At 64.7% G+C, this 22,413-nt stretch carries 25 protein-coding genes; 12 read left to right on the forward strand and 13 right to left on the reverse strand.

Going from position 1 to position 22,413, the window contains the following annotated elements; translation table 11 throughout:
* Window positions 1-11 precede the first annotated feature (11 nt).
* Window positions 12-647, reverse strand: a complete 636-nt coding sequence (locus FHS48_RS00895) for a LysE family translocator (protein ID WP_184260176.1) — start codon at window positions 645-647, stop codon at window positions 12-14.
* 78 nt (window positions 648-725) lie between these two features.
* The gene (locus tag FHS48_RS00900) at window positions 726-1,535 is read right to left on the reverse strand and encodes a helix-turn-helix domain-containing protein (protein ID WP_184260179.1); all 810 of its coding nucleotides are present in this window, start codon (window positions 1,533-1,535) and stop codon (window positions 726-728) included.
* Window positions 1,536-1,813: 278 nt separating this feature from the next.
* Here FHS48_RS00900 and FHS48_RS00905 point away from each other — a divergent pair, with 278 nt between their 5' ends.
* Complete coding sequence (locus FHS48_RS00905; protein ID WP_184260182.1) at window positions 1,814-3,217, forward strand: aspartate ammonia-lyase; 1,404 nt, start codon at window positions 1,814-1,816, stop codon at window positions 3,215-3,217.
* 131 nt (window positions 3,218-3,348) lie between these two features.
* On the opposite strand, the gene gshB is transcribed toward FHS48_RS00905, so the two are convergent.
* Window positions 3,349-4,302 carry a glutathione synthase gene (gshB, locus tag FHS48_RS00910; protein WP_184260185.1) on the reverse strand — a complete coding sequence of 318 codons (954 nt, stop codon included), beginning with the start codon at window positions 4,300-4,302 and terminating at the stop codon, window positions 3,349-3,351.
* Window positions 4,303-4,455: 153 nt separating this feature from the next.
* Entirely contained in the window at window positions 4,456-5,259 is an 804-nt protein-coding gene (locus tag FHS48_RS00915) for a gp53-like domain-containing protein (protein WP_184260188.1), read from the reverse strand.
* Between the two features lie 289 nt (window positions 5,260-5,548).
* Between FHS48_RS00915 and FHS48_RS00920 the strand changes: the two genes are divergently transcribed.
* Window positions 5,549-5,833 (forward strand): hypothetical protein, encoded by a 285-nt coding sequence (locus FHS48_RS00920; protein WP_184260191.1) that lies wholly within the window; start codon window positions 5,549-5,551, stop codon window positions 5,831-5,833.
* 17 nt (window positions 5,834-5,850) lie between these two features.
* On the opposite strand, the gene FHS48_RS19895 is transcribed toward FHS48_RS00920, so the two are convergent.
* Complete coding sequence (locus tag FHS48_RS19895; protein ID WP_221443306.1) at window positions 5,851-6,093, reverse strand: YjiS-like domain-containing protein; 243 nt, start codon at window positions 6,091-6,093, stop codon at window positions 5,851-5,853.
* A gap of 222 nt (window positions 6,094-6,315) precedes the next feature.
* Between FHS48_RS19895 and FHS48_RS00930 the strand changes: the two genes are divergently transcribed.
* The 3 genes from FHS48_RS00930 to FHS48_RS00940 all read left to right on the forward strand — a co-directional run bounded on the left by FHS48_RS00930 (window position 6,316) and on the right by FHS48_RS00940 (window position 8,901).
* Complete coding sequence (locus tag FHS48_RS00930) at window positions 6,316-7,287, forward strand: transcriptional regulator GcvA (RefSeq protein WP_184260197.1); 972 nt, start codon at window positions 6,316-6,318, stop codon at window positions 7,285-7,287.
* Between the two features lie 97 nt (window positions 7,288-7,384).
* Entirely contained in the window at window positions 7,385-8,017 is a 633-nt protein-coding gene (locus FHS48_RS00935; protein ID WP_184260200.1) for a LysE family translocator, read from the forward strand.
* A gap of 80 nt (window positions 8,018-8,097) precedes the next feature.
* Entirely contained in the window at window positions 8,098-8,901 is an 804-nt protein-coding gene (locus tag FHS48_RS00940) for an AraC family transcriptional regulator (RefSeq protein WP_184260203.1), read from the forward strand.
* A gap of 3 nt (window positions 8,902-8,904) precedes the next feature.
* On the opposite strand, the gene FHS48_RS00945 is transcribed toward FHS48_RS00940, so the two are convergent.
* A complete protein-coding gene (locus FHS48_RS00945) occupies window positions 8,905-9,180 on the reverse strand; it encodes a DUF3861 domain-containing protein (RefSeq protein WP_184260206.1) in 276 nt (91 codons plus the stop codon).
* Between the two features lie 83 nt (window positions 9,181-9,263).
* On the opposite strand from FHS48_RS00945, the gene FHS48_RS00950 reads away from it, so the two are divergent.
* From FHS48_RS00950 to cydX, 6 genes are all read left to right on the forward strand, one after another.
* Window positions 9,264-9,716, forward strand: a complete 453-nt coding sequence (locus FHS48_RS00950) for a MarR family winged helix-turn-helix transcriptional regulator (RefSeq protein WP_184260209.1) — start codon at window positions 9,264-9,266, stop codon at window positions 9,714-9,716.
* An 83-nt stretch (window positions 9,717-9,799) separates the two neighbouring features.
* The gene (locus FHS48_RS00955; RefSeq protein ID WP_184260212.1) at window positions 9,800-10,255 is read left to right on the forward strand and encodes a DUF2946 family protein; all 456 of its coding nucleotides are present in this window, start codon (window positions 9,800-9,802) and stop codon (window positions 10,253-10,255) included.
* Window positions 10,256-10,438: 183 nt separating this feature from the next.
* A complete protein-coding gene (locus FHS48_RS00960; RefSeq protein WP_184260214.1) occupies window positions 10,439-10,657 on the forward strand; it encodes a hypothetical protein in 219 nt (72 codons plus the stop codon).
* Between the two features lie 4 nt (window positions 10,658-10,661).
* The gene (locus FHS48_RS00965; RefSeq protein WP_184260217.1) at window positions 10,662-12,227 is read left to right on the forward strand and encodes a cytochrome ubiquinol oxidase subunit I; all 1,566 of its coding nucleotides are present in this window, start codon (window positions 10,662-10,664) and stop codon (window positions 12,225-12,227) included.
* A gap of 11 nt (window positions 12,228-12,238) precedes the next feature.
* Window positions 12,239-13,381, forward strand: a complete 1,143-nt coding sequence (gene cydB, locus FHS48_RS00970) for a cytochrome d ubiquinol oxidase subunit II (RefSeq protein WP_184260220.1) — start codon at window positions 12,239-12,241, stop codon at window positions 13,379-13,381.
* A 14-nt stretch (window positions 13,382-13,395) separates the two neighbouring features.
* Window positions 13,396-13,506 (forward strand): cytochrome bd-I oxidase subunit CydX, encoded by a 111-nt coding sequence (gene cydX / locus FHS48_RS00975; RefSeq protein ID WP_019645900.1) that lies wholly within the window; start codon window positions 13,396-13,398, stop codon window positions 13,504-13,506.
* 63 nt (window positions 13,507-13,569) lie between these two features.
* Here the strand turns inward: cydX and FHS48_RS00980 are convergent, their stop codons facing one another.
* From FHS48_RS00980 to FHS48_RS01000, 5 genes are read right to left on the reverse strand one after another with little or no spacing between them, the layout of a single operon-like run.
* A complete protein-coding gene (locus tag FHS48_RS00980) occupies window positions 13,570-14,370 on the reverse strand; it encodes an ABC transporter ATP-binding protein (protein WP_184260223.1) in 801 nt (266 codons plus the stop codon).
* On the reverse strand, window positions 14,367-15,242 hold the full coding sequence (locus tag FHS48_RS00985) for an ABC transporter ATP-binding protein (RefSeq protein WP_184260226.1): 876 nt from the start codon (window positions 15,240-15,242) through the stop codon (window positions 14,367-14,369). Before FHS48_RS00985 ends, FHS48_RS00980 begins: the two co-directional genes overlap by 4 nt.
* Complete coding sequence (gene nikC, locus FHS48_RS00990; RefSeq protein ID WP_184260229.1) at window positions 15,242-16,180, reverse strand: nickel transporter permease; 939 nt, start codon at window positions 16,178-16,180, stop codon at window positions 15,242-15,244. Before nikC ends, FHS48_RS00985 begins: the two co-directional genes overlap by 1 nt.
* A 10-nt stretch (window positions 16,181-16,190) precedes the next feature.
* Window positions 16,191-17,294 (reverse strand): ABC transporter permease, encoded by a 1,104-nt coding sequence (locus FHS48_RS00995; protein WP_416046492.1) that lies wholly within the window; start codon window positions 17,292-17,294, stop codon window positions 16,191-16,193.
* A 10-nt stretch (window positions 17,295-17,304) separates the two neighbouring features.
* Entirely contained in the window at window positions 17,305-18,897 is a 1,593-nt protein-coding gene (locus tag FHS48_RS01000) for an ABC transporter substrate-binding protein (protein ID WP_184260232.1), read from the reverse strand.
* Between the two features lie 487 nt (window positions 18,898-19,384).
* Here FHS48_RS01000 and FHS48_RS01005 point away from each other — a divergent pair, with 487 nt between their 5' ends.
* Entirely contained in the window at window positions 19,385-21,073 is a 1,689-nt protein-coding gene (locus FHS48_RS01005) for a methyl-accepting chemotaxis protein (protein ID WP_184260234.1), read from the forward strand.
* A 19-nt stretch (window positions 21,074-21,092) separates the two neighbouring features.
* Here the strand turns inward: FHS48_RS01005 and FHS48_RS01010 are convergent, their stop codons facing one another.
* Together FHS48_RS01010 and FHS48_RS01015 are read right to left on the reverse strand one after the other, a co-directional pair.
* Window positions 21,093-21,746: a LysE family transporter gene (locus FHS48_RS01010; RefSeq protein ID WP_184260237.1), complete on the reverse strand. Its 654-nt coding sequence runs from the start codon at window positions 21,744-21,746 to the stop codon at window positions 21,093-21,095.
* The gene (locus FHS48_RS01015) at window positions 21,743-22,207 is read right to left on the reverse strand and encodes an Lrp/AsnC family transcriptional regulator (RefSeq protein WP_184260240.1); all 465 of its coding nucleotides are present in this window, start codon (window positions 22,205-22,207) and stop codon (window positions 21,743-21,745) included. Before FHS48_RS01015 ends, FHS48_RS01010 begins: the two co-directional genes overlap by 4 nt.
* Window positions 22,208-22,413: the final 206 nt, after the last annotated feature.

Below are 22,413 nucleotides of genomic sequence, written 5' to 3' on the forward strand. Positions count from 1 at the left end.
TGATCCCTACCCTAAAACCCTGACCACAGCAGGCTGCCCAGCACGGCAAGGCCGCTGAGAATCAGCAGCCCGCCGGAGCCCTGATTCAGGTGGCCCAGCCACACCGGGCTGAAGCGGTGGCGCACCGCGCCGGTCAGCGCCGACAGGGTCAGCCACCACAGCGCCGACCCCAGAAACACCCCCAGAATCAGCAGACCGGCATCCAGCGGCGCATCCTGCACATGCACCGCCCCCAGCGAGGCGAACACCGCCATAAAGGCGATGATGGTGGCCGGATTGGTCAGGGTGATCAGCAGGGTGGCGGTGAAGTCTTTCAGCAGGCCGGCCCGGGTGGTCGGCACCGCGCCCAGTCTGGGCGGCGGGCTGCGCCATGCCTTGATACCCAGCACCAGCAGGAACAGGCCGCCGATCACCGACAGTTCGGTCTTCCACGTCATCAGCGCGTCGGAGATCAGCGACAGCCCAAGCCCGGCGACCATGCCGTAAAAGGTATCCGCCACCGCCGCCCCGAGCCCGGCGACGAAGGCCGCCGTCCGCCCGTCCGCCAGCGCCCGGCGGATGCACAGCAGGCCGACCGGCCCCACCGGGGCGGCGATCAGGAATCCGACGATCAGACCTTTGACAAACACCCAGTCGACAATCGACAAACCTGATCCTCTCTTCCGGTCAGTCCCGCCGCCATGGCAGCCTGCGGTCGGCACTGTAGCGCAGGACGGGCCGCCCTGTCAGCGGTCCAGCAGTGCGGTGAAATGATGGGGGCCGGAGATGCGGTTATCAATCACCTCGCGCACCGCTGCCGGAATTTCCGGCGAGTCCTCGGCAAACAGGCCACAGCGGCGCAAATTGTGCAGAACGGACCGCCCCCGCCGCACCCGTTGCAGACAGACCCGGAATGCACAGGGGGTCCGCTGGCGGTTGCCCGACACCCCCAGCTTGATCCCGACCATTTCCGAGATCACGTCGTTATAGTCCGGGTACAGCACGGTGTGGGTCAGCTCAATCCCCGCCGTCCGCTCGTAATCGGCCAGAAACACCCGGTCCCCGAACATCAGGGCCACCCCGTCAAAACGGAAATGCCGGGCCGAGCGGCCCCGCACCTTGCCCAGCCGTTCCAGCCGCCGGTAGTAGGTGACGCCGTCGCGGGTTTCAAAAATCATCAGGGTCCGGATGACCTTTCCCGGACTGGACAGCGAATAGTAATACTCGAAAAAGGTGCCATCCACCGCCCGCAGCCGGGGATCACTGCCCCGGACCATGGCGGCGATGGTGCTGCCGAGAATCCCCAGACTCTCCCCGCCGCTGGCGCGGCGGCTGCGCAGCAGTGGGGCGAACTCCTCCGGCGGCAGCAGCACCTCGTGGACTTCCACCCCGAAAAAATCAGCAATCTTGCGCAGCATCGCCGGGCGGGGAAACGAGGTTCCGGCCAGATATTTGTTCAGCTGGCTGCGGTTGATCCCCAGCCGCCGCGCCACATCGGTGATCGACGTCATATAGCTGCACAGCAGCCGCAGATTCTCTGAAAACGCATCCTGCATGGCCCGCTGTCCGGCTCCCGATCCAGCCCCACTTCCCCTGTCGATGCCTCATAGCCTGCCCGCTGTCCGCCGTCCAGAGGGCATCGCAGAATCTTGCGCGAAAAATGGCGCGAACCGGCTCTTTAAAAGCGCATAAAAGCATCAGAATGCGCCGCTTCGCCAAATTGTCAAAAACCGGGATTTTGACCCATTATAAGGGGGTCCGATGCTCAGAGACTCTCCGTACACACCCTAATAAAAATACGGAAAATTTAACAAAAACAACGGACTCCCAAACCATGACCTCTGCATTCCGTAGAGAGCACGACTTGCTCGGTGACCGGGATGTTCCCGCTGATGCGTACTGGGGTATCCATACCCTGCGCGCCCGCGAGAACTACCCGATCACCGGGCGATCCATCGGCTCGTATTCCCATCTTATTGTGGCTCTGGCTCTGGTGAAGCGGGCGGCGGCGGAAGCCAACCGTCAGCTTGGCGATCTTGACGACCGCCGCGCCGATGCCATTGCGCAGGCCTGCCGCGACATCGAAGGCGGGGCCCTGCATGACCAGTTTGTCGTTGACGTGATTCAGGGCGGGGCCGGCACCTCGACCAACATGAACGCCAACGAGGTGATCGCCAACCGGGCGCTGGAACGGCTGGGCCAGCCGCTGGGCGCCTATGCCGAACTGCACCCGCTGAACCACGTCAATATGGCGCAGAGCACCAACGACGTCTATCCGACGACGCTGAAGCTGGCGCTGACCTTTGCGATTGAAGAACTGCTGGACGCCATGCGCACCCTCCAGCAGGACTTTGCCGCCAAGGCCGATGAGTTCTCCGACATCCTGAAAATGGGCCGCACCCAGCTTCAGGACGCTGTCCCGATGACGCTGGGGCAGGAGTTCCGCACCTATGCCGTGATGATCGGCGAGGACGTGGAACGCCTGCGCGAAGCCACCGCTCTGATCCGCGAGATCAATCTGGGGGCCACCGCCATCGGCACCGGCATCAATACCAACATCCGTTATTCGCGGCTGGTGACGGATATTCTGGCCGATCTGTCCGGGGTGCCGCTGGTGCCCGCTGACAACCTGATTGAGGCGACGCAGGACACCGGTGCCTTTGTGCAGCTGTCCGGCGTGCTGAAGCGGGTGGCCTGTAAACTGTCGAAAGTGTGTAACGACCTGCGGCTGCTGTCCTCCGGCCCGCAGGCCGGGTTTGGCGAGATCTTCCTGCCGGAACGGGCAGCCGGATCGTCGATCATGCCCGGCAAGGTCAACCCGATTATCCCGGAAGTGGTCAATCAGATCGCCTTCGAGGTCATCGGCAACGACATGACCGTCACCATGGCATCGGAAGCCGGTCAGTTGCAGCTGAATGCCTTCGAACCGATCATTGCCCATTCCCTGTTCAAGAGCATCGAACACCTTGCGGCGGGCTGCCGCACCCTGTCGGCCAACTGTGTGCGGGGCATTGAAGCCAACCGTGCCCTGCTGGCAGAACGGGTCCGCACCTCCGCCGGGCTGGCAACCGCCCTGAACCCGTATATCGGCTACGAGAATGCAACGTGGGTGGCGCGGGAAGCGCTGCGCACCGGCAAGACCGTCTCCGAACTGGTGCTGTCGCGGAACCTGATGACCGAAAGCGCCCTTGCCAAGGTGCTGAGCCCGGAGGTCCTGACCGCGCCCCGCGCTGTCTGATCCCCGGTTTATACAGTGTCCCCGGGGGGACGGAAGGACGCGGACCGGCCACCCCCGCGTCTCTCCGTCCCCAAAAGCAAAACGGGCTCCGGCATGCGGAGCCCGTTTTCGCGTGTCCTCAAGGCAGACGGTTACGCTGCCTTGGCCGCCACCTTCGCTTCGATGGCATCCCAGATTTTCGCCGCCAGATTGACCCCGTCAAAACGGCCGATTTCCTGAATCCCGGTCGGGCTGGTGACGTTGATTTCAGTCAGCCAGCCGCCGATGACGTCGATACCGACGAACAGCAGACCGCGCTTCTTCAGTTCCGGTCCGATGATGGCGCAGATTTCCTTTTCGCGGTCGGTCAGGCTGGACTGCACCGGCTTGCCGCCGACATGCATGTTCGAGCGGGCCTCGCCTTCCGCCGGAATGCGGTTGATCGCCCCGACCGGCTCGCCATCCACCAGAATGATGCGCTTGTCGCCCTGCCGCACCTCCGGCAGGTAGCGCTGCACCATCACCGGCTCGCGCGAGCGCTGCTCGAACAGCTCCAGCAGCGCGCCAAGGTTCTCGTCGCCCGGCTTCAGGTGGAACACCCCCAGACCGCCGTTGCCGTACAGCGGCTTGACGATGATGTCCTGATGCTGCTCACGGAAAGCCTTGATGGCGTCCATGTCCGAAGAAATCAGGGTCGGCGGCATCAGCCCCTTGAAGCGGGTGACGAACAGCTTTTCCGGGGCGTTGCGCACTTCCGCCGGATCGTTGACCACCAGCGTCTGCGGGTGCACCGTCTCCAGCAGGTGGGTGTTGGTGATATAGGCCATGTCAAACGGCGGATCCTGCCGCAGCAGCACCACATCAACATCGGCCAGTGGCAGGGTTTCCCACTCCCCGAGAGTATAGTGGTTGCCCTGCTCCCGCCGCACCGTCAGGGCGCGGGCGCGGGCGGTCAGGACGCCATCGTTGAAGGTCAGGTGCTTGGGCAGGTAGTGCCACAGACGGTGGCCGCGGGCCTGAGCCTCCTCTGCCATCGCGAAGGTGGAGTCCCCATTGATATTCACCGTTTCGATCGGATCCATCTGGATGGCGATGGCAAGGCTCATTCACGGTCCCTCTGGTTGGGGGCGGCGGCCAGTGCCGGATCCACCCGCGCGGTCAGTCTGTTGTCCCGGATAATCTAGGCAACCTGCGGCCCGGGCGGAAGGGCACAAATGCCCGCCCCGCTGGCAAAACCCGAGAAATCGTCCCCCGCCCGGTCAGATTCCAATCGCCAGATAGCGCAGACCGAGGGCCATGGCCCCACAGGCATCCGCCGAAAACACCGGCAGGAAGCCGGTCCGGCCATGGCTGCGGGCGCAGACCGTCAGATGGTCTGCCGCCGGGCAGACCAGCACCTGAAAGCAGGCCACCGGAAACGCCACCGGGAAGGCGACGGCCCGGTCCACCCGCCCGCCCGGCGGCAGGGCCTGCGCGGTGTCGTAAAACTCGCCCCACTGGAGCATCAGGCCGCCGGGCAGACCCCGGAAGCCGGTCGCCGTCAGCGACGGTGCCCCGTCCGCAACCGGCCCGCCCGGCGGAGCGGCGCGGACGGTCCGCGCGATCGCCTCCGCCAGCTGTGACGGATCAGCCGGATCGTAGACCAGTCCGGCCCCGGTGATCACGGCACGCACCTGCTGCTGCTCCGGGTGGGCAAAGGGATCCTCCCCATGCAGCGCCAGCCCGGCGGTCAGCGCGGTGTCAATCCTGCGGTCAATGGCGGCCTGCAACTGGCCGCCGCTGCCGGGATCAAAGGCCACACCGGTGGAGGTCACCACCCGCCGCACCTGCCGCAGTTCCGGGTGGGCCGCCGGATCCTGCATATGGGCAACCGCCGCCGCATCCACGGCAACCTCGGCGGTCTGTTCCATCGCGGTATAAAGCTGGGTCGGATCGGCCGGATCGAAGGCAATTCCGGCGGAGGTCACGGCCTGCCGCAGGTGCAGCAGCTCCGGGTGGGCGTGGGGGTCTCTGCGGTGATCGGCAACAGCCGCCGCCGGAGCGGCAGAAGACAGAAAGGTCATGTCCACAGGTGTCCTTGAAAGAAGCCCCGGCCCGGGGTGACGGGGCCGGTCCCGGTTTTCTAGCGGTCCTGCCGCCACACCTGAACAGATCCAAATCCAGATCTGGAAACGGAATTCCAGATCTGGAAAGTCAGTAAAAATAAAATACTATCAAAGGAATAGAGGCCTAATCCCTTACACTCAAAAACCCGCTTTACGATAAATCAGCGCCATCGACCCACCTCAGCGGTTCCGCTACCCTTTTCCACCATGGGGACGCGTCAGAATCCCCCGGCAGCAAGGAGGGACCATGACCGATCCGATCAAAGATGCAATGTCCTGCCCGGCCTGTGGTGGAGGATCCACGGTCTATCGTCGGGATGGCGCCACCGGATACCGTTACCGGCGCTGTCAGGTCTGCTCCCATGCCTTTGTCACGCAGGAACTGATCCTGACCGGCTACAGGGTGACCCGCTACACCCGGCGCCCGGGGTTTGCCCCCGCAGACCCCGCCGGACAGGAACACCTTACCAAAACGATGAAGGGCCACCCGGTTTCCGCCGGTATGGCCCTGTCATCGACACTCCGCCCCTGAGTCCGGCAGCGGCACCGTCATGGTGTGCGGTCCTGCCGCAGCACCGTCTGGCGCAGGGTCTCACGCCGCAGACCGATATCCTGCAACAGATGATCATCCATTGAATGCAGATATTCGAGATTTCTCTTCACGGACCGCCGATGCTGAATATAAGAAATAACCGATCCAAAAATCCTGATGATGAGAGAAGGAACACTATTTTCTTCCCTCTTCACATCACCACATAAGTCTATCCTACTCCGACAGGCCGCATCCGACATTTCCTCAACTCCAGAATGATTGTCTCTTCCCCCCGATCATCTCCTCCCATCAGGGTCATGACAAACGAGGCTTTCTGAGGGGGACCCTGAGAAAAACTTACGGTCCCTACCCGATCCTTCCGGAAAGCCCTCTTTTCCTGTGAAGACAGGGACCGTAAAGTGGGGCCAACCCCGGACACCCCCGCCAGACCGGACCACCCCGGGGCCGAGAGGAAGCCCCCGATGATCCGCCGCCTGCCCCCCCTGAATGCCCTGCGCGCCTTTGAGGCCGCCGCCCGCCTTGGCAGCTTTGCCCGCGCCGGGGAAGAACTGCACGTCACCTCCACCGCCATCAGCCATCAGGTGAAGGGGCTGGAGGAATTTCTGGGGGTGATCCTGTTCGACCGCCTGCCGCGCGGCCTGCGCCTGACCGCGCAGGGCCGGTCCTATCTGCCGGAACTGACCAAGGGGTTCGACCAGCTGGCCCGCGCCAGCGACCGCCTGTGCGGCAGCGAACTGCGCGGCCCGCTGCACATCACCACCATCCCCAGCTTCGGGCGGCAGTGGCTGGTGCCCCGGCTGGGGCATTTCCGCCGCCGCTATCCGGAAATTGACATCCGCGTCACCGCCACCGTGCGGCGGGTCGATTTCATCGCCGACGAAATCGACGTCGGCATCCGCTATGGGCAGGGCGTTTACCCCGGCCTGCGCACCCACCGGGTGATGACGGAACATGTGCTGCCGGTGGCCGCCCCGTCGCTGCTGAGCAATGGCCCCCGCCTGAACGAATGGGCGGACCTGCGGCACCACACCCTGCTGCATGGCCGGGGCATGCGCGACACCGAAACCTGGACCCGCTGGAAAAACTGGCTCGGCCTGTTCGGGCTGGGCGATGTCGATACCGAACGCGGCCTGCATTTCGACGAAGGCGGCATGCTGGTCAAGGCCTGCGTTGACGGGCTGGGGGTGGCGCTGGGCCGCACCGGGCTGATCGGCGACCATCTGCGCGACGGGCGTCTGGTGGCGCTGTTCAACATCAGCCGCCCGGCTGACTACGCCTATTACGTGGTGGCCCCGGAATCGATCGCCGACCAGCCGAAGGTCCGCGCCTTCTGCGACTGGGTGGTGGAGATGGGGGCCCTGACCATGCCCTATACACCGGACGACCCCGGCGAAACCCCGGCCCCGGAGTTTTCGCTGGCCCCGGATGCCTGAACGCTGACGGCGTCACCGATCCCGCGCTTTCGTTCAATACAGGCGACGCCGCCGCTGCCTACAGTCCCTGACCCTTCATTACCGTTCAGGGATTGCCATGCTGCCGGTCATTGCCTCCATGCTGACATTCGCGCTGGTCGGGTCGATCACCCCCGGCCCGGTCAACATCATCGCCACCGCCTCCGGGGCGCGGTTCGGCCTGCGGCGGACCCTGCCGCATGTGACCGGGGCCACGGTCGGCTACGTGCTGGTGGTGGCGGTGACCGGACTGACGCTGGCCGAGGCCACCCGCCTGCTGCCGCAGGTCAGCCGGATCATGGCTCTGGGCGGGGCGCTGTTCCTGCTGTGGATGGCCTTCCGCATTGCCACCGCCCCGGTCACAGCAGCCGATGCCGCCGACACGCAGGCGACACCGCCGCGCCTGACCGACGGGGCGCTGGTGCAGATCCTGAATCCCAAAGCCTGGCTGTGGGCGATGTCCGGGGTCGGGCTGTTTGTCTCCGGCCCCGACCGCGCGGCAGGGGCGATGCTGGCGCTGTTCTGCCTGCTGTCGTTTGCCATGTGCTTTGTCGGTGTTGGCAGCTGGGCCGTTCTCGGGCACCTGATCCGGCAGGCGCTGGCTGCACCGGAGCGTCAGCGGTGGTTTAACCGGGCCATGGGGGCCCTGCTGGCCGCCAGTGTCCTCCCCTTGCTGCCGGAGGTCCTGACCGCCATCTCCGGGGACTTATGAGCCGCCGACTTGCGGCCCGCCATCGGCCCGTGACAGACTGACCCCATGTAGAGGCCCCTCCCCCCTTCCGGACCCCCGCCATGCCCGAGACCCATCTTCAGCGCAGCGCCAGCCTCCCCGCCTTTGAACTCCGGAAGGTCCGGGGAGCCCCGGTGTGCTTCCGTCCGCATTCCCATGATGAACTGTCAGCGGGCATCATCGACAGTGGCCTGTCCACCTACCTCAACCGGCGGCAGCAGGAACGGGTCGGCCCCGGCAGTGTGGTGACCATCAACGCCGGGGATACCCATGCCTGCAATGCGGAACAGGTTGACTGGTCCTACCGGATGCTGTTTGCCGATCCCCAGTGGGCCGCCGACGCCCTGAACGCGGAACCCGGCCGCCCGGTGCCGGTGTTTGCCGGGCGGGGGGCCACCGGGGCCGGAGTGGTCCGCCGGTTTGACCGGGCGTGGACCCTGCTGACCACCGACGCCGGACCGCTGGAAACCGAGACGGCGGTGATTGATCTGCTGTCCCCACTGCTGGAAACCCAGCCGGACACCCCCCCGAAACGGCGGCGGGCCGACCCGGCGATGATCCGGGCGCGGGACATGATCCTCGACCATCTGGGGGATCCGCTGCCGCTGGCCGAGCTGAGCGAGGCCGTCGGCCTGACCCGGTCGCAGCTTCTGCACCGGTTCCGGCTGACCTGGGGGCAGGCCCCGCATGCCTGCCAGCTGGATGAACGGATCAAACGGGCGAAACCGATGCTGCGGCGGGGGGACCGCAGCCTGTCTGACATTGCCCAGACTCTGGGCTTTGCCGATCAGGCGCATTTCCAGCGCCATTTCCGCCAGCGGCTGGCCCTGACCCCCGGCCAGTACCGGGCCTTCTTCCGGGCCTGACGCTCAGGAGGCCTTCAGGGCCTTCATGAACCCTGCGAACGCCCCCATAAAGTCGGCAAACAGCGGCAGGCTGCGGTTTTTCAGCATAATCCCGCCGAACAGTTTCAGGCCGGTAATGAAGGCCGGAACCTGATCCGGCGGCAGAAGCCCTTTGCCCTGAATCCGGCCAACGATGGCCAGAATGTCATCATGACTGTCCGCCTCAAACACCAGCGGAGCCGCCTCTGTCGGCAGACCGTCTTTCAGCGGCTGAACGGTGATGCGATAGTGATTGGCCATTGTGTTGCCCTTTCGATTTCGTTGATAATGTCAACATAATCGCATTCGTTGACTTTATCAACTTATTTTCCGGATCCCTCCCCATGCCTGCCGACCATCCGCTTCCTGACATCGCCGAACGCCTGTGGGACCTCAGCCACCGCTTCAAGGCCCGGCTGCGGGCCAGCCTGATGGAAGGCGCCCCCGACCTCGCCCCGTTTCAGGCTAAAGCCCTGTCGGCCATCGGGCGGTTTCCCGGGCTGCTGCCGAATCAACTGGCGGACCGCAGCGGCCGCGACAAAGCCCAGATCGCCCGGGTGCTGAAGGATCTGGAAGAGCGGGGCCTGATCGCCCGCAGCCCCCACCCCACCGACCGCCGCACCCACTGCCTGACCCTGACCCCGGCAGGCGAGGAGGTGTTCCGGCATCTCCAGCACAGCCGCATGCAGATTGCCGGACAGATGATGGACGGCCTCAGCCCGGCGGAACAGCAACAGGTTTCCGCCCTGCTGGCACGGATGGCGGCCAATCTGGCCGGGCCTGACCGGCAGGACTGAACAGGACGCGGGCCTGCCCTGCGGCATTGGGGTAACGCAAGGCTGTTGACTTCCGGCTGGTCCGGACCGATAGTTTCCCCACGATGACTAGGGTCTCTCGCACACAGCGCTATGACACAACGGCGGATCCGGCCTGTGCCCGGGTCCGGCGGCTGACCGCTGCGTGGATCGGCCTGCTGGTGCTGGTGTTCAACATTGCCGGGGGTGGCCTGCTGCCGACCCGGCCCGCCAGCGCCGCCGCCACTCCCTTTGCCCAAAGCCTGACAGACGGACGGATCGTAATCTGTACCGCCACCGGCCTTGTGGTGATGGACCGGGACGGCACCGTCATCAGCACCGGCGACCAGCCGGGCGGCTCTGACCTCTGCGTCTTCTGTCTGCCGATGCTGCATGGCACGGCGATGACGGCGATGCCCCCGGTCCTGCTGCTGCGGGCCGTGCCGCCCGCACCGCTGCCGCAGCCACAGGTCATCGCCCCGCCGCTGCGCGCCGCCGGGCTGAACCTGACCACCGCCCCGCGCGGCCCGCCACCGGCGTAATCCCCCCTCTGTCAGCCTGCCCGCCGGGGCCTGCCCTGCGGCCGCCCCCGGCAGCGCTGACCTGTCCGTTCCGCATCGTTGGCTGAGACCACCGCATCCCTGAAACCACAGGGCTGTGACCGGTCGGCCATACCCCAAATCCGGCCGTGCCCAGCGCACTGGCCCAGTGTCAAGGAGTGTGCCATGCACGCGGTCCTGACCTCTCTGCATGCCTTCCTGTCAGCGGCGATCCGCCCCCGCACCCCTCTGGCGCGCGGTATCACCGTCGCCCTGTGCATCAAGCTGGTGGTGGTGGTGTCGATGCGGCTGTTTCTGTTCGGCGCTGATGCGCGGGTTCCCGTCGACGACTCGGCCATGACCGGCCGGCTGATCGAAACCGGCGCCGTTGAGAAGGGAAACTGATCCCATGTTTGACCTTGATCCGACTGCGGTCGGGCGGCTTCAGTTCGCCGCCACCGCACTCTATCATTTTCTGTTTGTGCCCCTGACCCTTGGCCTGTCGTTTCTGCTGGCCATTATGGAAACCACCTATGTCATGACCGGGCGCACCATCTGGCGCGACATGACCAAGTTCTGGGGCAAGCTGTTCGGCATCAACTTTGCCATGGGGGTTGCCACCGGCATCACCATGGAATTCCAGTTCGGCACCAACTGGGCCTATTACTCCCACTACGTCGGCGACATCTTCGGGGCACCGCTGGCGATTGAAGGACTGATGGCCTTCTTCCTCGAGTCCACCTTCGTCGGCCTGTTCTTCTTCGGCTGGGACCGCATGAGCAGACTGGGCCACCTGACCGCCACCTGGCTGGTGGCGATCGGGTCGAACATGTCGGCCCTGTGGATCCTGATCGCCAACGGCTGGATGCAGAATCCGGTCGGTGCCCACTTCAACCCCGATACCATGCGGATGGAGATGACCTCATTCTGGGAGCTGCTGTTCAACCCGGCGGCCCAGTCGAAGTTCGTCCACACCATCAGCGCCGGATACGTCACCGGGGCGATCTTTGTGATGGCCATCAGCGCGTGGTACCTGCTGCGCGGGCGGCATGTGCAGTTTGCCCGGCGTTCGATGACCGTCGCCTCGGCCTTCGGCCTGCTGTCCAGCCTGTCGGTGGTGGTTCTGGGCGATGAAAGCGGCTACACCGTCAGCGAAAGCCAGAAGATGAAACTGGCCGCCATTGAAGCGATGTGGGAGACCGAACCGGCCCCTGCCGGGTTCACCGTGTTCGCCATCCCCGATGCCGCCAGCCGCGAAAACCATTTTGAGGTCAAAATCCCGTGGGCGCTGGGGCTGATCGCCACCCGTTCCGCCGATACCCAGTTGCCCGGCATCAACGATCTGGTCAAAACCGCCGAACAGCGGGTGCGCAACGGCCTGATCGCCTACGACGCGCTGGAACGGCTGCGGGCCGACCGCAGCAATGCCGAGGCCCGGGCCACCCTGAAGGCCCATGACCGCGATCTCGGCCACGCCCTGCTGCTGAAAAAGTACGTGGCGGACCCACGGACCGCCGATGATGCCACCATCGCCCGCGCTGCCGCCGATACCGTGCCCGGCGTCGGGCCGCTGTTCTGGGGCTTCCGGATCATGGTCGGGCTCGGCCTGTTCTTCATCGCCTTCTTCGCGGTGGCGTTCTGGAAAGCCTGCCGCCGGGATTTTGCCAACCCGCTGTTCCTGAAAGTGTGCCTGTGGTCGCTGCCGCTGCCGTGGCTGGCGGCGGAACTGGGCTGGTTCGTCGCTGAATTCGGACGTCAGCCGTGGGCGGTGGATGGCATGCTGCCGACCTTCCTCGGCTCCTCCTCGCTGTCGCTGTCCAAGGTGCTGTTCACCCTGTGCGGCTTTGTCGTCTTTTACTCGTCGCTGCTGGTGGTCGATATCATGCTGATGCGCAAGACCATCCGCCTCGGCCCGGTTGCCGCCCTCAACCTGAAACCGGCCCCGGGCACCCCCGTGGCCCAGCCTGCGGAATAAGGGGGACCACGATGCTTGATTACGAACTTTTGCGCGTTATCTGGTGGCTGTTTCTGGGGGTCCTGCTGATCGGGCTGGCCATCATGGATGGCTTTGACCTTGGCGTGGCCGCCCTGCTGCCCGCCGTCGCCCGCACCGACGTCGAACGGCGGGTGGCGATTAACACCATCGGCCCGGTGTGGGACGGCAATCAGGTGTGGCTGATCCTTGGCGGCGGGGCGATCTTCGCCGCATGGCCGGCCATTTACGCCACCGCCTTCTCCGGGTTTTACATCGCCCTGTTTCTGGTGCTGGCGGCCCTGATCATCCGCCCCGTGGGCTTCGAGTTCCGCAACAAGATCACCGATCCGCGCTGGCGGTCGTTCTGGGACTGGGCGCTGACCATCGGCGGCATCGTGCCATCACTGGTGTTCGGCGTCGCCTTCGGCAACCTGTTGCAGGGGGCCCCGTTCCGCATTGATGCCGACATGCGGATCTTCTACGAAGGAACCGGCCTGTTTGAACTGCTCAACCCGTTCGGCCTGCTGGCCGGTCTGGTGTCGCTGTGCATGCTGCTGTCGCATGGGGCGGTCTATCTGTCGGTGAAGGCCGACGGCCCGGTCCGCCAGCGGGCAGAGCGGATTCTGGGTATCACCGCCCCCCTGACCGCCCTGCTGTTCGGGCTGGCCGGGGTGTGGGTGGCCTATGGCCTGCCCGGCTACACCATCACCTCGCCGCTGGTCACCGATGGCCCGTCCAATCCGCTGCTGAAGCAGGTGGCGATTGAATCCGGGGCCTGGCTGAAAAACTACGCCACCTATCCGTGGATGCTGATCGCCCCGGTCCTCGGCCTGACCGGGCAGCTTCTGGCGCTGGCGCTGGTGCGGGCCGGGCGCCCCGGCACCGCCTTCATCGCCAGCGGTATCGGGCTGTTCGGGATCATCGCCACCGCCGGGGTGAGCATGTTCCCGTTCCTGCTGCCGTCCAGCCTTGACCCGGTGTCGAGCCTGACGGTGTGGGATGCCTCCTCCAGTCAGCGCACCCTGTTCATCATGCTGATCTGCACCCTGATCTTCCTGCCGATCATTCTGGCCTATACCAGCTTCGTCTTCCGCACCCTGCGCGGCCGGGTGACGGCGGAGCAGATCGAACGCAACCCGACCGCCCATTACTGAGGGGGACAGACACAATGTGGTACTTCGCATGGATTCTGGGGATCGGTCTGGCCTGCGGGGCCGGGATCCTCAACGCCCTGTGGCATGAAATGCACCTGCCGGATCCCGGCGGGGCCGATGAGTAAAGCCTGAAACGATAACCGCCCGGTGGATCCCTCCACCGGGCGGCTTTTTTCTGTCAGGAAGGATTATTCCCAGTCGACGAAGCTGTCGATCACCGCCCGGTCGAAGCCCGATGACGCCCGCAGAAGCTGGCGGCTGTAGGGGTGATCAACCCGCCCGGCGGCAAGGTCCTCCGCCGCGATGGTCTCCAGAATCCGGCCCCGGTTCATGATCGCCACCGCGTCGCACATGTGCGACACCACCGCCAGATCGTGGCTGACCATCAGGGTGGTCAGGCCCAGATCGCGTTGCAGCCCCTTCAGCAGGTTCAGCACTTCCGCCTGAATCGACACGTCCAGCGCACTGGTCGGTTCGTCCAGCAGCAGCACGCGCGGTTCCAGCATCAGGGCGCGGGCAATCGCCACCCGCTGCCGCTGCCCGCCGGAAAGCTGATGCGGAAAGCGGAAACGGAAGGAGCGGTCCAGCCCCACCTGTTCCAGCGCCGTCACCACCCGCTCCTCCACCCGGTCAAGGCCATGGACCTGCGCCGGTTCCGACAGGGTGCGGTCAATGGTGTGGCGCGGGTGCAGGCTGGCGAAAGGATCCTGAAACACCATCTGGACCACCCGGTAGAAGCCCCGGCTGCGGGTCTTCCCCAGTTCTGCCCCATCAATGCGCAGCGCCCCGGACCACTGATCCACCAGCCCGCACAGGGCGCGCAGCACGGTGGACTTCCCGGACCCGGACTCCCCGACCAGCCCCAGCGCCCCGCCTTCCGGCACACTGAAGCTGACCCCGTGCAGCACCTGATGGTCGCCAAACCACACATTCAGGCCGGAAACGTCAATGCCGGTGCCCGGCACCGCCTGCAAGACCGCGCCGCTCATCGCGTCACCTCCTCAAGGGTTCCATGCTCCCAGCGCGGATCCCGGCGCAGCACCGGCAGGGTTTCCTGCCGCTGGTCCAGCTTCGGCAGACAGCCGAGCAGGCCCTGCGTGTAGGGATGGCGGGCGGCGTGCAGCTCCGACGCTTTCAGGTCTTCCACCACCCGGCCCTTGTACATCACCAGAATCCGGTCACAGAACGACGATACCAGCGGCAGATCGTGGCTGATGAAGATCAGCGCCATCCCGCGTTCCCGCACCAGATCATCCAGAATCGCCAGAACCTGAAGCCGCACCGTGACATCCAGCGCGCTGGTCGGCTCGTCAGCGATGATCAGGTCGGGTTCGGGGATCAGCATCATGGCGATCATGATGCGCTGCCCCATGCCGCCGGAGACCTCGTGCGGATAGGTGGCAAACACCCGTTCCGGATCGCGGATCTTCACCCGCGCCAGCATCGCCAGCGCCCGCAGCCGGGCTTCCGCCGCCGAAACGCGGTGATGCTGGCGGTAGGCCTCGACAATCTGGTCGCCGACGGTCATCACCGGGTTCAGCGAATACTTGGGATCCTGCATGATCATCGACATGCGGGCCCCGCGCACCGCCCGCCACTGCTTCGGGCTCAGGGACAGCAGATCCTGCCCCTGAAAGCGCAGGGTTTTGGCGGTGATCCGGCCATTTCCGGCGGTCAGGCCCAGAATCGCCCGGCCGGTCTGCGACTTGCCGGAGCCGGACTCCCCGACAATGCCCAGCCGTTCCCGCCCCAGCGTGAACGACAGGCCGCGCACCGCTTCCACCGCGCCACGCGGCGTATGGAAGTGCACCCGCAGATCCTCCACCTCCAGCAGGGGGGCGGCAGACGTGAGATCAGTCATCAGCCATTCCCTCCGGCCCGGGGATCAAGAACATCGCGCAGCCCGTCACCCAGCAGGTTGAAGCCCAGACTGACGATGAAAATCGCCAGCCCCGGCACCGTCGCCACCCACCACTGGTTCAGCAGGAACTGACGCCCTTCCGAGATCATCGCCCCCCACTCCGGCAGCGGCGGCTGGGCGCCAAGGCCCAGAAAGCCCAACCCCGCGGCGGTCAGGATGATGCCCGCCATATCCAGCGTCACCCGCACGATCAGCGAGCTGGTGCACATCGGCATGATATGGCCGACGATCAGGCGGGGATGGGACAGGCCCTGAAGACGGGCGGCGGCAATATAATCGGCCGTGCGCACGGTCAGGGTTTCCGCCCGCGCCAGCCGGGCGTAGGGCGGCCACGAGGTCAGGGCAATCGCCAGAACGGCATTCTCCAGCCCCGGCCCCAGCGCGGCGACAAAGGCCAGCGCCAGAATCAGCTTGGGGAAGGCCAGAAAAATATCGGTGACGCGCATCAGCACGGTATCGACCCAGCCGCCGAAATACCCGGCCACGGTGCCGACCAGCAGGCCGATCGGCGCGGCGGTGACCGCCACCAGCACCACCACCAGCAGGGTGTAGCGCGCCCCGTAGACCAGACGGGACAGGATATCCCGGCCCATATTATCGGTCCCGAACCAGTGGGCCGCCGATCCGGCCTGAAGCCGGTCGTTCAGCACGCCCTGTACCGGGTTATAGGGGGCCAGCAGCGGCGCGAACAGCGCCACAGCACACAGCAGCAGCACAATGGACAGGCCCAGCATCGCCAGACGGTTGCGGCGGAAGGTCAGCCAGCCGAACCACAGCCGCCCCATCCGGGCCTGAAACCGCGAGTGCGGGGTATCGGTACTCAGCCAGCCGCGCAGCCCCTGCGGCGCGGCGGACCCGATGACATCAGTCTTGCTCATCGCCGCCTCCTTATCGCCGCGCCCGGGGATCAAACAGCCGGTACAGCAGATCCGACAGCAGATTGATCCCGATGAAGACCCCGCCGACGATGATGGTGCCGCCCAGCACCGCGTTCATATCGGCATTCAGCAGGGAACTGGTGATGTACGACCCCAGCCCCGGCCAGGCGAAGACGGTTTCGGTCAGCACCGAGCCTTCCAGCAGGTGGGCGTAGGACAGGGCGATGACGGTGATCAGCGGCACCATCACGTTGCCCAGCGCATGGCGCCAGATCACCCGCGCCTCTGACACCCCCTTCACCCGGGCGGTCAGCACATACTCCTGCGCCAGCTGCTCCAGCATGAAGGAGCGGGTCATCCGGGCGATATAGGCCAGCGAGAAATAGGCCAGCAGCGCCGCCGGCAGCGTGATATGGCTGACGGCGTTACGGAACACCTCCATATCCCCCTGCAACAGGGCATCGACGAGGATCAGGCCGGTCACCGGCTCGAAGAAATCCTCCATCGCCGCATCCAGCCGCCCCGGTCCGCCGACCCAGTCGAGTTTCATATAAAACAGCAGCAGCCCGACCAGCCCCAGCCAGAACACCGGCAGGGAATAGCCGAACAGGCCCAGCACCCGGACGCAGTGGTCCGGCCAGCGCCCGCGGTGGACCGCCGCCAGCACCCCCATCGGCACCCCCAGCAGCACGCCGAGGATGGTGGCAATCGTCGCCAGCTCCAGCGTTGCCGGAAACACCCGGACGATATCGTCCAGCACCGGGCGGGACGTCAGCACCGACGTGCCGAAATCGCCCTGAAACACCCGCATCACATAGTCAAAAAACTGTTGATACAGCGGCAGATGCAGACCCATCTCGTGATAGACGCGGTCATAGACATCCGCCGGGGCCCGGTCGCCAACGGCGGCGAGAACCGGATCAATCGGCAGCACCCGGCCGATCAGGAAAGTGATGATCAGAAGCCCGAGAAAGGTGACCGCCAGCGACCCGAGGGTCCGCAGTGCCATCATCCCCGCCCGCTTCAGCCTGATCCGCCCCGGCGACGCCTGACGCGCCCCGGAGCGGGACGGGCGGACCGTTTCCGGCCCGCCCTGTTCCGCCCGTCCGGTCATCCGACGGGTCTCAGTCCTTGCTGACGCCAGCGTAGAGGTTGGTGTCGAACGACGGCCCGAGCACCAGATTCTTCACATTTTTCCGGGCCACCGCCACTTCGGTTTCCTGGAACATGATGATGAACGGCGAGTTCTCGAGGATCGTCTTCTGAAGATCCTGATAAACGGCGGCGCGCTTGGCGGAATCCCGCTCCATCAGGTTGGCGGCGGTGATCTTGGTCAGATCCGGGATATCCCACGCATTCCGCCATGCCAGCGTCTTGACCTTGCCTTCGTCGGAGTTATCCGGGTTGGAGGCAAAGGTTTCGGCGTTGGTGTGCGGGTCCTGATAGTCCGCGCCCCACTGGAACATGGTGATGTCGTGGTTACGGGCGCGGTACTTGGTCAGCACCTGCTTGCCATCCCCCGGAATGATCTCCAGCTGCACCCCGGCCTGCGCGAAGGTCGATTGCAGGGACTGGGCGATCTGGGTGGTCATGGTGACGTTGCGGGTGTCGATGGTGGCCTTGAAGCCGTTTTCCAGACCGGCCTGCTTCAGCAGGTCCTTCGCCTTGGCGACATCCAGCGCATAGGGGGTGTCGTTGGAAGCCCCGAGGAAGCCGTTCGGCAGGAAGGTCTGATGCTTGGTGGCGCGCCCGGCCATGATGACATTGGCGATGCCATCATAATCAACCAGATACTTCAGGGCCTTCCGCACTTCCGGCTTCTGGAGGTACTGGTTCTTCTGGTTAAGGCCGACGTACCACACCGTGCCCTTCGGGGCCGAGACCAGATGCAGGTTGGCATTGGTCTTGGCGGTCTTCAGCTGGTCGGCTTCCAGATTGCGGGCGATATCCACATCACCCTTTTCCAGCAGCAGCTGCTGCGAGGCGGATTCCTTCACCTGACGGATCAGCACCCGCTTCAGCTTCGGCTTTTCGCCCCAGTAATTCTCGTTGGCGACCAGCGACAGGGATTCACCCGGCTTCCACTGGCGCAGGGCATAGGCCCCGGTTCCGGCATAGTTGGTCTTCAGCCATTCGTTGCCGAAGTCGCCGTTCTTTTCATGCTTCATCACCTCGACCTTATCAACCACCGAGGCAACGGTGGCGGTCAGGCAGTTCAGCACGAAGGACGGGGCATAGGGCTTGTCGACCTGAAACACCAGCGTGTCGGCGTCAACGGCCTTGACCTTGTCCTTCACGTTGTCCGGGGTCAGGCCGAACTGGGTCAGGATGAAGGCCGGGGACTTGTTCAGGATCACCGCGCGCTGGAGCGAGAAGGCGGCGTCTTCCGCCGTCACCGGGTTGCCGGAGGCAAACTTGACACCCTTGCGCATCTTAAAGGTATAGGTCAGCGCATCGTCAGAGACGGTCCAGCTTTCGGCCAGCGTGCCGCGCAGCTTCGACACATCCTTAATGTCGAAGGCGACCAGACGGTCATAGGTGTTGCCGGTGTATTCGCCGGTCGAAATCTCGAAGGCCTCACCGGGATCGAGGGAGATGATGTCATCGATGGCAAAAGCCATCACCAGCGTGTCCTTGGGGGTGTCGGCCAGCGCCAGACCATACGGGGTCATCGCCAGAACCGTTCCCAGTGCCGCACCGGCCAGATACTTGCGCATGAAAGTGTGCTCCCTGTTCCGTTCAGTAAAGACCGTCTGACCGCAGACGGACTGCAACGCCCTCCCGCCGGGGTCCGGCTGTCGTCATTCCGGTGTTTCAGGCGGCATCCGCAGATGCGCTTTTTCACCGGTTTCGCCGTTTAGCCCCATACACCCGAAGAGCATATCAAGAAAACGTAACATTTCTAATGCTTTCGGAAAAACCGTCCGAAAATCTGGGAACAGCGCCCCGGTCAGGCACCGCCCGGGGATATTTTATACACATCTTATAATGTCAGGAAACCGCTGTTTCCTGACCGGACGGTCAGCCTGAAACCGCACCACAAACACCCAAAGGTATAGATATTCTGTATAAATCCATACTCGGACATTGACCAAGCATCCGACTATGATATTAGCCTGAAAGTGTCACAAAAGCGTCAGGACAGGTGCCGGAAACCGGCCCGTCCCACCGCAATCAAGAATGACAGACGGAGGGTGCGTTCATATGCTGTCTATCAAGTCACTCCGGATCAGCCGTAAGCTCGGCAGTATCGTCATGATTGCCCTGATCGGGTACATCGCTATCGGGGCGCTGGCCCTGATCAACATCCGTTCCACGCTGGTGAATGACCGCCGCGACATGCTCCAGCATATGGTCGAGACCTCGGTCAACATCATCCAGACCTATCTGGATCAGGCAAAATCCGGCCAGATCCCGGAACAGGAGGCCCAGCGCAAAGCGGCGGAAGCCCTGCGCATGATGAAGTTTGAGGGCAGGAACAATTACTTCTTCATTCTGGATTTCGACGCAAAAATCGTCATGCACGGTGCCGATCCGAAGATTGACGGCAAGGACATGCGGAATTTTACCAGCCCCACCGGCGAAAAACCTTTTGTGACGGTGGCAGAGGCAGGCCGCACCGGAGCCGGGTTTATTCATTATAACTGGAAACGCCCCGGCAATGACACCATTGTCCCCAAGCTGTCTTACGTTGTCGGCATTCCCGACTGGAAATGGAGCGTCGGGACCGGCGTCTATATTGATGACATTGACTCTCAGTTCAACCGCAAGGCTCTGGAACTGGGGGCTCTGTCCCTGCTGATCATCCTGACAATGGGGGTGTTCGCCCTGTGGATCGCCCGCGACACCAGCCGCGCCGTCCGCACCCTGACCGCCGAGATGAACAGCCTGTCCTCCGGCAATACCGACATCGCCATCCACGGCGGCGACCGTGGCGACGAAATCGGCGACATGTCCCGCGCTGTTGTGGTGTTCCGCGATAATCTGATTCACAACCGCGCCCTGCGGGACCGGCAGGAGGCGGACGACCGCCACCGCACCGAACGGGCAACCCGGATTGAAACCCTGACCGCCAGCTTTGACGCCGATATCGCCCGACTGGTGTCCGGGGTGATCACCTCCGCCGGACGGCTGGAACAGACGGCTGAAGAGATGGCGGCGATCTCGCAGCAGACCTCAACACAGGCCACCTCGGTGGCGGCGGCAGCGGAACAGGCGTCCGCCAACGTCAACACCGTTGCCTCCGCCGCCGAAGAGCTGTCCGCCTCGATCCGCTCGATCACCGACCGGGTGGATGAAGCCTCCGGCCTCGCCCGTCACGCCGCCGATCAGGTGGCCCTCAGCACCGCCCAGATCGACCGGCTGGCGCAGGCCACCCGCAGCATCGGCGAGGTGGTGTCGCTGATCACCGCCATCGCCGACCAGACCAACCTGCTGGCCCTGAATGCCACCATCGAGGCCGCCCGGGCCGGGGACCTCGGCAAAGGCTTCGCCGTCGTCGCCAACGAGGTGAAGACGCTGGCCAACCAGACCAGCCGCGCCACCGAGGACATCCGCATCCAGATCGACAACGTCCAAACCCAGACCCGGCTGGCGGTGGAGGCCATCGCCAGCACCGGCAAAGCAATCGGGCAGGTCAGCAGCGTGTCGGCGGCCATTGCCGAGGCGGTGGGGGAACAGGACCATGCCACGCGGGAAATCGCCCACAGCGTCGAACAGGCCTCCGCCGGGACGCAGGAAGTCACCGGCAATATCCACGGCGTCACCGCCGCCGCGCAGAAGACCGGCGATGTCTCCACCGATGTTCTGACGGCAGCGGGCACCCTGACCGCCAATGCCGATGACCTGAAGACGCTGGTGGACCGCTTCCTCGCCGATGTCCGCAGCGCCTGAGGCCACGGAGAGGACGGTCTTACAGCGCCGCCGCCAGCGCCCACAGCATGGCGGCGGCAAACCCCAGCAGCACCACCCCGGCACCACGGTTGATCCACAGCAGCACCGGCGGCGACAGCCGGTGCCGCATCAGCGATACCCCGGTGCTGAGAATCACCCACCACAGCATTGACCCCACGAACACCCCGGCCACCAGCGCCACTGCCGTTGCGGTATCACTGCCCGCCCCCAGCCCCAGCCCGGCGAACAGCGCCGCGAACAGGGCAATCGTCGGCGGGTTGGCAATCGTCAGGCCAAAGGTGGCGACACACAGGCCCAGCACACCCCGCCGTCCGCCTGCGGCGGCTCCTTCGCCCGCCGCCGGGGCCGCCCGCAGGGTCTTCACCGCCAGCCACAGCAGCACCAGTGCCCCGCCGCCGTTCAGCAGCAGCGCATAGTCCTGCAACACCGCCGCCACCCCGGCCACCCCGAAGGCCGCCACCGCCGCATACAGGGCATCGGCCAGCGCCGTCCCCAATCCTCCGGCCACCCCGGCCAGCACCCCGCCTTCCAGCGTGCGGCGCATGCACAGAATACCGATCGGCCCAACCGGGGCGGCGATCGACAGCCCCAGTATCATTCCCTTCGCCAGCATCACGGCCAGATCCGGGGACAGGTCAGGTGTCAGGGTCATTCCTTGCCTCCTCCTGCCAGCGGCAGGGCATTGGTTTCTTTCGGGGAGGACAGCGCCAGCTGGGTATGGGTCCGGCCCAGTCCCGGCAGATCCTTCAGGCCGGTGGCCAGAAAGCCTTCAAGATCGGCAACCGACCCGACCCGCACCTTCAGCAGATAGGACCAGTCACCGGTGACGTGATGGCATTCCAGCACCTCCGGCCGCTGCCGCATCCGGGTCAGAAAGCCCGGCTCCCACTCCGGGCGTTCAATGGCGACAAAGATGAAGGCAAGGATGTCCAGACCGGCTTTCACCGGATCGACCCGCACCGTCCACCCCTGCAACACGCCGGAGGCCTCCAGCCGCCGGATCCGGTCGGCAACCCCGGACACCGACAGCCCGACCGCCGCCCCCAGATCGGCGTAAGAAGACCGTCCCTGATCTTGCAGCAGAGACAAAAGACGGCGATCCATGGCATCCATCGTAAAATTTCCTGCATTAAGTTTTAATTCTGGGAAAATTTTTCATGATTCGCCGCCGTAGTCCATCCTTACTTTAGAGGGATGACATTTTTGTGCGCCGCACAAAAATCCGTTGACTCTGCCGCCAGCTGCGCTATCTTACCCTCATGTTGCACCGCAAAAATGCCGGTGCCCACCCCGGAGTGGCTGACAGGCGGAAATCCGCC

This window comes from Novispirillum itersonii (genome assembly GCF_014205675.1).
Lineage (GTDB): Bacteria > Pseudomonadota > Alphaproteobacteria > Rhodospirillales > Rhodospirillaceae > Novispirillum > Novispirillum itersonii_A.